The sequence below is a fragment of the Anaeromyxobacter sp. Fw109-5 genome (assembly GCF_000017505.1).
Taxonomy (GTDB): domain Bacteria; phylum Myxococcota; class Myxococcia; order Myxococcales; family Anaeromyxobacteraceae; genus Anaeromyxobacter.
Genome location: NC_009675.1, coordinates 2,805,287 through 2,818,430 on the forward strand (window position 1 = coordinate 2,805,287; position 13,144 = coordinate 2,818,430).

Below are 13,144 nucleotides of genomic sequence, written 5' to 3' on the forward strand. Positions count from 1 at the left end.
GGTCGAACCGGGGCGGGCGTCCTCGCGTGGCGCGTCAGCGCCGACGCCGCGGCGCCAATACGCTCCCGCTTGCTTCACGTGAAGTGCTACTCTTCTCGCTCCCTCGTGCATTCGGGAGGCCCGTGTCGACCAGCGCGCTCACGCTCGCCCTCGTGATGGCGACGACCGCGCAGGCGACCCCTTGTGGCGGCGCACCCGGCGAGCCGGTCGACGTGGCACAGGCGGAGCGCATGCTCGCGCTCCTGGGCGACGTCGCCGCGGGACGGAGCGGGCTCGCGCACGTCGAGGTAGTGCTCGCCGACCCGCGGACGGACCTCGTCATCGCGCAGATGAACGTCGGCCGGACGGTCACGAAGGTTCGGTACGCGCAGCTTCTGCGCGACTTCGTGGCGGGCCGGGAGCCACGGCTCGAGCCCGACGCGGACCTGCGTGCCCAGCGAGGCGCGAAGGCCCTCCGCGACGTGCTTCGCATCCTGCGCTGGGGTGCGGGGCACACGGACCTGCTCGCCGAGCGGCTCTCCGCGCTGCGACGGAGCGACCCGGCTGCGGAGGCGTATCGACGTGCAGGCGCCGCGCTCCCGGTCCCGCTCGACCGGGGCACCCGGCTGCACATCGTCATGGGCGGCCGCGCCGGCGGCGCCGCGATCGGGGACGACGTGTACTTCGATCTGCTCGCCTACAGCGCCTTCGAGTCCACGGGAGAGGTGCCGGCGTTCACCCCGGACGCGGCGGTCGCGACGTTCGCGCACGAGCTGCACCACCTCGGGCTCACGGCCGCGCTCGAGAGCTTCCCACCGGCACTGCACCTCGATCCGCGTTCCGCGCGCGCCTTCGGCCTCGTGAAGCTGCTCGTCCTGGAGGGAAGCGCCACCTGGCTCGTGGACGCGGAGCGCGACCCCGCGCGCCTCCGCCGCGACGCGTCCGTGGCGCGAGAGCTCGAGCGCGGCGACGCGCTGCTCGCCGACGTCGAGCGGCTGCTCCAGGGGGCGCTCTCCGGCGAGCTCGACGGTCCTGCGTGCGAGGCGGCGCGCGCGCCACTCCTCGCGGGCGGATTCCACGCCGCCGGCGCGCTGCTGCTCCAGGCGATCGATCGCACGGGAGGCAGGGACGCGGTGCTGACCGTCCTGCGCGATCCGCGCAGGCTGCTCGTCTCCTATGACGAGGCCGTCCGAGACGGAGCCGAAGGTCGCACGTTCGACGCCGGCCTCGCGCAGGCGATCGGGCATCTAGGGGAGGATCGCGGCAAGGAAGCGCCAGGTCATCCGCAGCCGCTCGATCGCATTCACGGTCCGTGACTTGAGTCGGCGGACGTTGCCCGACCCCGACCCCGACCCCCATCGACGTTCCCGGCCTCGACGTCGCCTACGGCGGGGGCGGCGCCAGCGCCCGGATCCCCTCCGCGATCGCCCGGCACACGTTGTCGACGAGGTCCTCGCGCGCGTTCACGACGTACACGTGCGGCCCGACCGCCCACGTCTCGCGGAACAGGCGCCGGAGCGGACCCGCGCCGCCACCCCGGGCGAGCGCGAGCTCGAACATCGGAACGATCTTGTCTCCGAGGCGCAGCGCGGTGTCGACGACGAAGAGCGCCACGTCGGGCCGGACCGCCGCGACGCGACGGAGGAATGAGCCGACCTCCGCCTGGGTGACGTGCTTGGGCGGGGACGACTTCACCTCGAGGTACAGGAGCTTCCCCTCCCCGGCCGCGACGACGTCGAGATCGCCGCCCACCCCCGGCGCGCCGGAGCGGATGCCGGTCGCCACCTCCAGCGCGAGCCGGGTGCGCAGCTCCTCCGCGAGCCACCACTCCAGCGTCCCACCGAACGTGCGCGGGCGGTGGAGCAGCCGGTAGCGGCCGCGGGCGAGCGGGGCGGCCATCCCGAGCGCGACGAGGGCCTCCGCCATGGCGCGCGCCTTCTCCGCCGGGACGTAGCGGGTCGCCTGGCCCGGCGTGAAGCCGTCGCCGCGCAGGATCGCGCCGCGCAGGAACAGCCGGAAGGCGTAATGGCGCAGCCGCTCGACGAGCGACGCGACCGCGACGGGATCGTGCTCCGGCGCGAACGGCAGATCCGGGCGCGAGGGCCGGGGATCGAGGCCGCGCCGCCGCAGCATGGCCAGCGGCTCCGAGATCGGCGGGCGGACCGCCCCGGGCGGCGTCGCGCGAGCGGCGCGCGCCTCCAGCTCGGCCGCGGTGCGCCGCGCTCGCATGGACGTTCAGGGCCCCCTCCGGGCTCCCTCCTGACGCCGCTCGCCGGGCCTGGACCATGGCGTGATTCGCATCACCGAAGGTGATCGCGAATCACGAACCATGGTCTAGCGAGCGGCCGTGTAGAGCTTCACCGCGAACCAGGCCCGCTCGTCCGTCCAGGTCCGCTCCGGCCGCCAGCCGGCGATGAGGGCCAGGGCGTCGAAGGCGCGCGTCTCCCACTTGTACGCGCTCTCCGTGTGGATGGTCTCCCCCGCGCGGAAGGCGAAGCTCTCCCCGGCCACGTTCACGAGCTGGGGCTCGAGGCTCTCGAGGTGCATCTCGACGCGGGAGAGGCGCGGATCGAAGACGGCGCGGTGGCGGAACGCCGAGAGCCGGAAGTCTCCGCCGAGCTCGCGGTTCATGCGCGCGAGCAGGTTGAGGTCGAACGCGGCGGTCACGCCGCGCGCGTCGTCGTACGCGCGGACGAGCGTCCGCTCGTCCTTGGCCAGGTCCACGCCGATGACGAGCGCCCCGCCCGGACCGGCGTCCCGAGCCATGCGCCGCAGCAGCGAGACCGCCTCGGGAGGATCGAAGTTGCCGATGGTCGAGCCGGGGAAGAACGCCACCCGCCGGCGGGCCGGGAGGTCGCCGAGCGGCAGCGCCACGGGCCCGGTGAAGTCCGCCACGATGGGCCGCACCCCCAGCCGCGGGAACTGTCGGCGCAGGGACTCGGCGCCCTCGAGCAGCGCCTCCCTCGAGATGTCCACCGGCACGTACCCCGCCGGCCGCTCCAGCGCGGAGAGCAGGAGCGCCGTCTTCCTGCCGCTGCCCGCCCCGGGCTCGAACACGAGCGCGCCGGGGCCGATGGCCTCCGCGATCTCCTCGGCGTGGCCCTCGAGGATCCCCAGCTCGGTCCGCGTCGGGTAGTACTCCGCCTGCTCGCAGATCAGCTCGAACAGCGCCGAACCGCGCCGGTCGTAGAGCCACTTCGGCGGAAGGGTCTTGCGCGGCGCCGACAGTCCGCGCACCACGTCCTCGCGGAACCGGGCCGACTCGCTCGACCGCTGCTCCACCCCGATGCTCGCACCCTCGAGTCCGATCACGCCCGCTACCTCGCCAGTCGTACGCCGGTGAACTGCCATCGCGCGTCCGGGTAGAAGAAGTTCCGGTACGTCGGACGCACGTGACCCCGCGGCGTGGCGCACGAGCCGCCGCGCAGGGTGAGCTGGCTGACCATGAACTTGCCGTTGTACTCGCCGAGGGCTCCCGTCAGCGGACGGAAGCCGGGGTACGGCGCGTAGGCGGAGGAGGTCCACTCCCAGACGTCGCCGAGGAGCTGGCGGAGCCCGGGCGCCGCCGAGGCGGGGGCCGGATGGCAGCGCCCGTCGTCGGCGAACGTCCCATCCTCCCGGGCGCCGGCCGCCGCCGACTCCCACTCGGTCTCGGTGGGCAGGCGCGCCCCCGTCCAACGGGCGTAGGCGTCGGCCTCGAAGTAGGAGACGTGCGCCACCGGCTCGGCGGGATCGAGCGGGCGCGACCCGGCGAGCGTGAACACGCGCCACGCGTCGCGGTCGCCCAGCTCCCAGTAGAGCGGCGCCCGCCAGCCGTGGCGCTGCACCGCCGCGAAGCCGTCGGAGAGCCAGAGCTCGGGCCGCCGGTAGCCGCCGTCGTCCATGAACGCGAGCCACTCCCCGTTCGTCACCGGCCGGCTCGCGAGCGCGTACGGCTCGAGCAGGGCGCGGTGGCGCGGCCGCTCGTTGTCGAACGCGAACCCGTGAGCGGGCGCGCCGATCTCGACCGTCCCGCCCGCGCGCTCGACGAAGGCGAGCGGGGGGGCCGCGGTGGCGGGTGGCCGCGCGGGGAGCGCCTCGGGCGCGTAGGCCGGGCGCAGGGGGTTGGAGAAGAACGCGTGCTTCACGTCGGTGAGGAGGAGCTCCTGGTGCTGCTCCTCGTGCGCGATCCCCACCTCGACCACGTCCAGGAGCTCGTCCGCGGGTCGGCCGGCGAGCGCGCCCGCCAGGCGCTCGTCCACGTTCGCGCGGTAGCGGACCACCTCGTCGAGCGGCGGCCGCGACAGCAGCCCGCGCCGCGGGCGCGGCTGCCGGGGCCCCACCGCCTCGTAGTAGGAGTTGAACAGGTAGGCGTACGCTTCGTGAAACGGGCGGAACGCCTGCTCCACCCGGGGTAGCACGAACGCCTCGAAGAACCAGCTGGTGTGCGCGAGGTGCCACTTCGCGGGGCTCGCGTCGGGCATCGACTGGACGAGCGCATCCTCCGGAGAGAGCGGAGCGGCGAGCTCCAGCGTGCGGCGGCGGACGCGAGCGAGCCGCTCGGCGAGCGCCGCCGCGCGTTCCGCACCCCCTGCGCCCCCCGAGCTCGATGCCACCTTCCCTCGCTTCCCCGGCGCCGGACGGTCGGTCCGGCTCGTGCCGCATTGAAGCTTTCCACGCAGGGGGGGCCGGGCAACGCGGCGGACCCTTTCGCACGTCCGGGGTGGAGGTCCGGGTCCCGAGCGGGTCGCATCGGCGTCGCCGCGACCCGATTCGCCTGGATCGATGCGATCGCACCGCTTCCGCGCTACCCTCCCGCGCCGTGCCCAGCCCCCGCGAGGAGATCTCCCGCCGCCTCGACGCGCGTCGCGCCGGCGTCACGCGGCTCGACCGCGCGGATGCCCGGGTAGGCTGGGGCAGGCTCGCGCTGTTCGCCGCCGCCGCCGCGGTCGCCTGGCTCGCGTGGGCGGAGCACCGGCTCTCCGGCTGGTGGCTCCTCGCGCCCGTGGGCGCGTTCGTGGCGCTCGCCGTGCTGCACGACCGCGTGCTCTCGGCGCGCGCCCGGGCGCGGCGCGCGGTGGCGTTCCACGAGGCCGCCCTCGCCCGGATGGACGGGCGCTTCGCGGGCGCCGGCAACCCCGGAGAGCGGTTCGCCGACCCCGCCCACCCGTACGCGCTCGACCTGGACCTCTTCGGGCGCGGCTCGCTCTTCGAGCTCGTGTGCGCCGCGCGCACGCGGCCCGGTGAGGAGCGGCTCGCCGCCTGGCTCCTCCACCCCGCCCCCGCCGCCGAGGCCCGCGCGAGGCAGCGCGCGGTCGGCGCCCTCGCGCCGCGCCTCGATCTGCGCGAGGACCTCGCCGTGCTCGGCGAGGACGTGCGCGCCGGCGTGGAGCCCGCCGGGCTGGCCGCCTGGGGCGAGGCCCCGCCGCTCCTGCCGACCGCGGTGCGCCCGGCGGCGCTCGCGCTCGCGGCGGCCGCGATCGGCACGGCGTGGGCGTGGGCGGCGGGGCTCGGCCCGGTGCCGTTCCTCCTCGTCCTCCTCGCGCAATGGGCGTTCGTTCGGGCGCTGCGCGGTCGGATGGGGCGCGTCCTCGGCGGCGTCGAGCGGCCCGCGGCCGAGCTGAGGGTGCTCTCGCTGCTCCTGGAGCGGCTCGAGGCGGAGCCGCTCGAGGACCCTCGGCTCGCCGCGCTCCAGGGGGCGCTGCGGGGCGGCGGCGCGCCGGCGTCGGGGCGCATCGCCGCGCTGGTGCGGATCGTCGCGCGGATGGAGTGGGGACGGAACCAGTTCTTCGCGCCGATCGCGTTCGCGCTCGGGTGGGCGCCGCTCCACGCCGCCGCGGTGGAGCGCTGGCGCGCCGCGGCGGGGCGCGGCATCCGCCGCTGGCTCGAGGCGCTCGCCGAGCTCGAGGCGCTCACCTCACTCGCGGGCTACGCCTACGAGCACCCGGAGGACGTCTGGCCCGAGGTGCTGGACTTCTCGCCGGGGCGGACCCCGATCCTCGACGGCGACGCGCTCAGGCACCCCCTCCTCGCCAGCGCCGTGCCGAACGACGTGCGGCTCGGCGGCGACGGCCCCCGCGTGCTCCTCGTCTCCGGCTCGAACATGTCGGGGAAGAGCACCTACCTGCGCACGGTGGGGGTGAACGTGGTGCTGGCGCTCGCCGGCGCGCCGGTTCGCGCGGCCCGCCTGCGCCTCACCCCCCTCCAGCCGGGCGCGACCCTGCGCATCCAGGACTCGCTGCAGGCGGGCCGCTCCCGCTTCTACGCGGAGATCACCCGCCTCAAGGAGCTCGTCGACCTCGCGAAGGGCGCCCTCCCGCTCCTGTTCCTGCTCGACGAGATCCTGCACGGGACGAACTCGCACGACCGCCGCATCGGCGCCGAGGCGGTGGTGCGCGGGCTCCTCGCGCGGGGCGCCCTCGGGCTCGTCACGACGCACGATCTCGCGCTCACGGAGCTCGCCGGCGCCGACGGCGCGCTCGCGAACGGGCACTTCGAGGACCAGGTGAGGGACGGCGAGATCGCCTTCGACTACCGGCTCAGGCCCGGCGTCGTCGCGCACTCCAACGCGCTCGCGCTGATGCGCGCGGTGGGGCTGCGGGTCTGATGGAGTCACACGAGGCCACGGGCTCCGGGCCGGAGGCTTCCGCAGGCGCGTCCCGTCCCGTCGCCTGAAGCCCGGAGCCTGAAGCCTCCGAAGGGCGCCATCACCCCTCGCTCGTGAGGATCTCGGCGCCGCCTCCGGTCACGGCGATGGTGTGCTCGAACTGCGCCGAGCGCTTCCCGTCCGCGGTGACCGCGGTCCAGCCGTCGTCCCAGAGCAGATCCTGCCAGGTGCCCTCGGTGATCATCGGCTCGATCGTGAAGGTCATCCCCTCCTCCATGAGCCGGCGCACGGAGGGGTCGTAGTGGTGCGGGATCTGGAGCGAGGTGTGGAACGTCTCGCCGATGCCGTGGCCGCAGTAGGAGCGCACCACGCCGTAGCCGTGGCGCGAGGCGTGCGCCTCGATCGCCCGGCCGATGTCCGAGATCGGCCGGCCCGGCAGCACCGCCGCGACGCCCTTCGCGAGGCACTCGCGCGCGACCTGGACGAGCCGCCGGCCCTCCGGATCCACCTCGCCGACGAGGAAGGTCGCCGAGCAGTCGCCGTGCATGCCGTCGAGGTACACGGTGACGTCGAGGTTCACGATGTCCCCGGCCTCGAGCGGGCGGCTGTCTGGGATGCCGTGGCAGATCACCTCGTTCACCGAGGTGCAGAGCGACTTCGGGAAGCCGCGGTAGTTGAGCGGGCTCGGGTAGCCCCCGAGCCGGATGGTCTCGGCGTGCGCGATCTCGTCGAGGGCGTCGGTGGTGATGCCCGGGCGCACCGCCTCGCCGGAGACGCGCAGCACGCGCGCGGCCGCCCGGCAGGCGCGGCGGAGCCGCTCCAGCTCCTCCGCGGTCTTCACGTCGCGGCCCTGCGCGCGCGGCCGCCCGTTCGACGCGTAGTCCGGCCTGGAGATCGCCGCCGGCACCGGCCGGCGCGGCGACACCACCCCGGGGCGGAGCCGGGCGCGGACGGACCGCGCCGGCGCCGCCGGGGAGGCGCGCGCGTCCTCGTCCAGGTGGCACTTCTTGTACTTCTGCCCGCTCCCGCACCAGCAGGGGTCGTTGCGCCCCGGCCGCGCCCGCGCGAGCAGCTCGGTCTCGTTCACGCAGCCGTTTTAAGGAAGACGGCCGGGGCGGGCAACCCCGCTCGTCAGATCTCCGACGGAGCGTCCGTCTGATCGGGGATCTTCGCGCTCGCGTTCCCCTGGGCCTCGAGCCGCTCGAACATCCGCTGCATGCGAGCGCCGAGGTCCTCGAGCTCCTCCTTCGAGAGCGACTTGCGGACCTTCGGGAAGAGCTCCTTCTCCTCCTCCTCGACGTGGTGCTCGACCTGCTCCTTGAGCACCGACATCTTCGCGTCGAACTGCTCGTCCTCCGCCCCGATCTCGAGGAGGTCGGCCAGGATCCGCTTCATGGACAGGTGCTCCTCCACGGACTCGCGCAGGATCTCCTCCGTGTTCTCCTGCTTCGACTCCGGGTAGAAGAGCTTCTCCTCGATCTCCGCGTGCATCGCGAGCTGATCGGAGAGCTCCCGGCACACCCGCTCCTTCGTCTTCTTGGCCTTCTCCCCTGCGCTCTCGAACTCCTCGAAGAGCTCCTCCACCTCTCGGTGCTGCTGCTCCAGCAGGTCGATTGCGTTCACGGTCTTCCTCCCATGGAGGAGCGTATGCACGCGCCGCCGGAAAGGCGGAGGGGCGAGACCGGCGGACCGGCCTCGCCCCTCACCTGCCGCCGGAGGGTGCGGCCCGCCGGCGCTCGTCCGTCCCCGACGGACGCCTCACGTGAACCCGCCCGTTACGCCGCCCGGCGCACGGTCGACCGCTCCCCGGCCTCGTCGGCGCGCCGGAGCGCGACGTCCTTCACGATGGCGCGCACCACGAAGGTGAGGAGGAGCCCCGCGCCGCAGAGGAACACGACGTCCGGCACGACCCGCGCCCACGTGACGGCGTGGATGAACGCGCTGCCGGTCACCTCGGGGCTGCGCGCGTACCAGAGCCCCTTCTCGATCCCGATGGCGAACTGGTAGATGCCCGCGGGGAGGAGCGAGAAGACGATCATGCCGGCGAGGCCGCCGTTCAGCCCCCAGAACGCGCCCTTGAGGAGCCCGTCGTTCCACGCGTCCTTGCGGACGATGTTGCGCATGGAGAAGAGCATGAGCGCGATGGCGAGGAAGCCGTACACGCCGAAGAGCGCGCCGTGCGAGTGGATGGGCGTCGTGTTGAGCCCCTGCGCGTAGTAGAGGACGATCGGCGGGTTGATGAGGAACCCGAGGACGCCCGCGCCGACCGCGTTCCAGAAGGCCACCGCCACGAAGAAGTAGAGCGGCCACCTCCACGCGCTGGCGTTCTCACCGGAGCGCGCGAGCTTCAGGTTCTCGTAGACCTCGAAGCCGAGCAGCGTGAGCGGGACGATCTCGAGCGCCGAGAACGTCGCGCCGAGCGCCGTGATGAACAGCGGCGAGCCGGTGAAGTACAGGTGGTGGAACGTCCCGATGATGCCGGAGCCGAGGTAGAGCAGGATGGAGAAGTAGGTCGCGCGGAGCGCCGCCTTCGCCCCGACCGCGCCGATGCGGGCGAGGATGAAGGCCAGCGCCACGGTGGCGAACACCTCGAAGAAGTTCTCCACCCAGAGGTGCACCACCCACCAGCGCCAGTAGTCGGCGACCGCGATGTGCGTGCCCGGCGTGTAGAACAGGCCGACCGAGTAGAAGAGCGGGATGGTCACCGAGGCGTAGAGGAGCAGGTGCGTGAGCCCGCCCTTGTCCTTCTCCGCCGCGAGCGCCGGCTTCACCGCGCGGTACACGAGGGCGAGCCAGAGCAGCATCCCGCCGATGAGCGCGACCTGCCAGACGCGCCCGAGCTCGATGTACTCGTAGCCCTGGTGGCCGACGAGCCAGCCGTTCGGGCCGGAGAGCTTGCCGCGCACGCCGAGGTAGGTGCCGGCGAGCGCGCCGACCACGACCACCACGAGCGCGCCGAGGAGCGTGTAGACGAGGGCCTTCTGCCCCTTCGGCTCGTGACCGCTCACCGCCGGGCCGATGAAGAGGCCCGTCGCGAGCCAGCAGGTGGCGATCCAGAACACCGCCAGCTGGAGGTGCCAGCCGCGCGTCGCCGCGTACGGGAGGAGCTGGCCGATCTCGATGCCGAAGAGCTTGTTGCCCTCGACCGCGTAGTGGCCGGTCACCGACCCGAGCAGCGCCTGGACGATGAAGAGGAGGATCGCGACGAGGAAGAACGGCAGGGTGGCGCGCTGGCTCGGGGTGGGCTTCGGCTCGGCGAGCGGGACCACCCGGACCGGCTCCTCGTGGTCCTTCGCGCGGAGGCGCAGGTACGCGTAGATGGCGGCGAACGTGCCGAGGATGAGCAGGACGACGGAGAGGATGGACCAGACGAGCGACGACGGGAGCGGGCGGTTCCCGACGAGGGGATCGAAGGGGAAGTTCGCGGTGTAGCTGAACGTCTCCCCGGGGCGGTTCGTCCCGGCCGACCACGCCGTCCAGAAGAAGAACGACGTCATGGCGCGCGCCGCGGCGGGATCCGCCACGAAGCCCCGAGGGATCGACATCGCGTCGGACCCCTCGGCGAAGAGCTGGGTGTAGTACCGGACGAGCGCGGGGAACGCCGCGGCCTGGCCCGGTGAGAGCGTGAGCGTGCCGGTGGCGGGGTCGTAGCGGTTCTGGCGCAGCTCGGCGGCGACCTCGGCCTCGACCCGGCCGCGCTCGCCGGGCGGGAGGGCCTCGAGCCGCTCCTGCGTGTAGGCCGCCGCGTCCCCCGGCGCGCGGCCGACCGCGAGGCCAGCCGCGGCGAGGCCGATGCGGTGGAGCGCGTCGGCGGACCAGTCTGGCGCGAGGTACGCGCCGTGGCCCCAGATCGAGCCGGTCTGCTGGCCACCTCGCGAGAGGTACTGCAGCTGGCCCTGGCGGATGTCCTCGCCGGTCATCACGACCTCTCCGGACGCGGAGACGACGCGCTCGGGGATGGGCGGCTTGTGCTCGTTGATCTTGGCGCCTCCGAAGATGAGGACCGTGAAGGCGGCGACGATGGTGAACAGCAGGATGGCGCGTCCCTTGTGGCTCATGAACTCTCCGGACTACGGGGGGGGCGGGCGCACGACGGCCTCCCACGGCAGCCGTGCGGATGTCGGGTGAAGGGGTGGTGGTGCGTCGGGCTCGGGCGCCGCTAGCCGCAGCAGCCGTGGCGGTGCGGGGGCGTCGTGTCGGCCGCCGGGTGGCTGGTCGCGGCGTGACGGAGGACCAGCTCGTCGGCGAGCGCGTGGTACCGCTCGTGCACGCCCGCGCCGGTCTGCTCGCGCTCGAAGCGCTCGCAGTCCTCGGCCACGCGCTCCATCGCCTCGGGCGGGAGGCGCTGCTCCGCCATCGGGTAGAGGATCGCGTCCTCCTTGTGGATGTGGGCGTGGAGCAGGTTCGCGTAGGCGGCGGCGTCGTCGGAGATGGTCTGGAGGTCGGCCGGCGTCCACGGACCGTCCTGGGCCGCCTTGGCGGCCAGCGCGCCCACGAGCGCCCTGCCCTGCGCGTGCTCGTGCAGCATGACCGCGACCGGGCCGCCGTTCCGCGGGAACCCGTGCGCGACCATCGCGGCGAACAGGATGTCCTCCTCCTTGCCGTGGTGGCAGCGATCGGCGAACTCGCGGATGAAGGAGACGAACCGGCCGAGCTCGGCCTTGTCGCCGGTGCCCTTGCGCCGGGCCTCCTCGGCGAATCCGACGAGGGCGTCGAGCACGCGCTCGATCACGCGGTGCTCGTTCATGAGGGTCTCGATGGCGTCCATGGCTTCCTCTCGGCTCGGGCGGGCCACCCGCCCCGGCGGTCGTCCGACGGGACGCACCTGGCCGTGAGCTAGAGCAAGGTCGTTGCCAGGCGGACAAGTGTACGTATCGGCTGGCGTTTTCTGCCCTGCGCCGCGATCCTGCACCCGCGGGCGGTTGACTCGCACACCGTCATTTCGTTACTCACCCGTCCATGGTTGGACCGCTCCTGCCCGTCGTCTCGCACGAGGACCCGCACCGCCGCATCGTCGAGGAGGCGATCGAGGCGGTGCTCTCCACGGTCGATCTCGCCTCGGTGCTCGATCGCACCGGCCACCTGCTGCGGCGCCACTTTGGCGAGACGCGCGTCGCCATCAACCGGATCTCCTCCGGCGACCCGACCCGTGCAGAGGTCGTGCTCGTGTCGGATCCGCGCCAGCCCTCGCCGGAGCTCGGGACCTCGTTCCCGCTCGCGGGCTCCGCGGCCGGAAAGGCGCTGGGCGAGCGGACGCCCTGCATCCTCGACCCGCTCCAGCCGAAGACCCCCCGCTATCGCGAGGAGCCGCTCCTCGCCGCCTACGGCTACGGCTCCCTCGTCTCGTTCCCGCTCGTGTTCGAGAACGAGGTCCTCGGCACGCTCGACATCGCCCACCCGCCCGCGGAGGGGCTCCTCGACTGCTGCTACGAGGTCGCGAAGCAGGTGGCGCACCTCGTCGCCATCGCCCTGCACAACAGCCTCATGGTCGAGGAGGTGCAGCGCCTCAACCGGCTCCTCGGCCGCGAGAACGCCCTCCTGAAGGAGGAGATCCGCCAGATCAAGCGCGACGCACGCTACGTGGCGGAGAGCCCGGCCATGAAGGACGTGGTCGAGCGCGTGCGGCTCGTGGCGCCCTCGACCACCACCGTCCTGGTCCGCGGCGAGACCGGCGTCGGCAAGGAGGGGCTCGCGCGGATGGTCCACGAGTTCAGCCCCCGCTTCAACGCGCCCTTCGTCCCGGTGAACCTGGGGGCCATCCCCGAGGGGCTCATCGAGAGCGAGCTGTTCGGGCACGAGAAGGGCGCCTTCACCGGCGCGAGCCGTCGCCGGCCGGGCCGGTTCGAGCAGGCCGACGGCGGGACCGTCTTCCTCGACGAGGTGGGCGACGCGCCCCCGTCCGTGCAGGTGCGGCTGCTGCGGGTGCTGCAGGAGCGCGTCGTGGAGCGCGTCGGCGGCACCGAGCCGGTCAAGGTCGACGTGCGGGTGGTCGCCGCGACGAACCGCAACCTGGAGGAGATGGTCGCCCGCGGCACGTTCCGCGCCGACCTCTACTACCGGCTCGCGGTCTTCCCCATCGAGCTGCCGCCCCTGCGCGAGCGGCGCGACGAGATCCGCCCCCTCGCCATGCACTTCCTCGCGCGCCACGCGACGGCCATGCACCGCCGCCCGCCGCGGGTGGGCGAGGACGCCTGGCGCGCGATCGAGGCGCACGACTGGCCCGGCAACGTCCGCGAGCTCGAGAACTTCCTGCAGCGCGCGCTCATCCTCTCGCCCGGGCCCGAGCTGTCGCTCCCCGAGCTCCCGGCGCGCCTCCGGCCGGACGGCACCCCCTCCGCGCCCGCCGAGGCCGCGGCGCCGGGGAAGTTCGAGGACGAGGTCCGCGCGCTCATCGAGCGCGCCCTCTCGCACGCCGGCGGCCGGGTGTACGGACCGGGCGGAGCGGCCTCCCTGCTCGGCCTGCGTCCGACGACGCTGCAGGGGAAGATGAAGAAGTACGGCGTCCCCGCGCCGCGCGCGCGAGGGTGATCGGGCGAGCGAAGCCGCGGCGCCACCGCCGTTCGCGGCGAAGCCGCCCTG

Annotated in this window: 10 protein-coding genes; 3 read left to right on the forward strand and 7 right to left on the reverse strand. The window is 73.6% G+C overall.

Features of this window, described 5'->3' with window-relative positions:
• Positions 1–122: 122 nt before the first annotated feature.
• The gene (locus tag ANAE109_RS12395) at positions 123–1,295 is read left to right on the forward strand and encodes a DUF5700 domain-containing putative Zn-dependent protease (protein WP_041448314.1); all 1,173 of its coding nucleotides are present in this window, start codon (positions 123–125) and stop codon (positions 1,293–1,295) included.
• A gap of 67 nt (positions 1,296–1,362) precedes the next feature.
• Here the strand turns inward: ANAE109_RS12395 and ANAE109_RS12400 are convergent, their stop codons facing one another.
• The 3 genes from ANAE109_RS12400 to egtB form a co-directional block, all read right to left on the reverse strand.
• Complete coding sequence (locus ANAE109_RS12400; protein ID WP_012097210.1) at positions 1,363–2,208, reverse strand: hypothetical protein; 846 nt, start codon at positions 2,206–2,208, stop codon at positions 1,363–1,365.
• A 105-nt stretch (positions 2,209–2,313) separates the two neighbouring features.
• The gene (gene egtD, locus ANAE109_RS12405) at positions 2,314–3,291 is read right to left on the reverse strand and encodes an L-histidine N(alpha)-methyltransferase (RefSeq protein ID WP_012097211.1); all 978 of its coding nucleotides are present in this window, start codon (positions 3,289–3,291) and stop codon (positions 2,314–2,316) included.
• A 5-nt stretch (positions 3,292–3,296) separates the two neighbouring features.
• Complete coding sequence (gene egtB / locus ANAE109_RS12410) at positions 3,297–4,574, reverse strand: ergothioneine biosynthesis protein EgtB (RefSeq protein ID WP_012097212.1); 1,278 nt, start codon at positions 4,572–4,574, stop codon at positions 3,297–3,299.
• 206 nt (positions 4,575–4,780) lie between these two features.
• On the opposite strand from egtB, the gene ANAE109_RS12415 reads away from it, so the two are divergent.
• Positions 4,781–6,565: a DNA mismatch repair protein MutS gene (locus ANAE109_RS12415; protein ID WP_012097213.1), complete on the forward strand. Its 1,785-nt coding sequence runs from the start codon at positions 4,781–4,783 to the stop codon at positions 6,563–6,565.
• A 100-nt stretch (positions 6,566–6,665) separates the two neighbouring features.
• Here ANAE109_RS12415 and map read toward each other — a convergent pair whose 3' ends face one another.
• From map to ANAE109_RS12435, 4 genes are all read right to left on the reverse strand, one after another.
• The gene (map, locus tag ANAE109_RS12420; RefSeq protein WP_012097214.1) at positions 6,666–7,652 is read right to left on the reverse strand and encodes a type I methionyl aminopeptidase; all 987 of its coding nucleotides are present in this window, start codon (positions 7,650–7,652) and stop codon (positions 6,666–6,668) included.
• 44 nt (positions 7,653–7,696) lie between these two features.
• Entirely contained in the window at positions 7,697–8,188 is a 492-nt protein-coding gene (locus ANAE109_RS12425; protein WP_012097215.1) for a hemerythrin domain-containing protein, read from the reverse strand.
• A 152-nt stretch (positions 8,189–8,340) separates the two neighbouring features.
• A complete protein-coding gene (locus ANAE109_RS12430; RefSeq protein ID WP_012097216.1) occupies positions 8,341–10,623 on the reverse strand; it encodes a nitric-oxide reductase large subunit in 2,283 nt (760 codons plus the stop codon).
• Between the two features lie 101 nt (positions 10,624–10,724).
• Positions 10,725–11,333, reverse strand: a complete 609-nt coding sequence (locus tag ANAE109_RS12435; RefSeq protein ID WP_012097217.1) for a hemerythrin domain-containing protein — start codon at positions 11,331–11,333, stop codon at positions 10,725–10,727.
• 191 nt (positions 11,334–11,524) lie between these two features.
• On the opposite strand from ANAE109_RS12435, the gene ANAE109_RS12440 reads away from it, so the two are divergent.
• Entirely contained in the window at positions 11,525–13,093 is a 1,569-nt protein-coding gene (locus ANAE109_RS12440; RefSeq protein ID WP_012097218.1) for a sigma-54-dependent Fis family transcriptional regulator, read from the forward strand.
• The last annotated feature ends 51 nt before the right edge of the window (positions 13,094–13,144 follow it).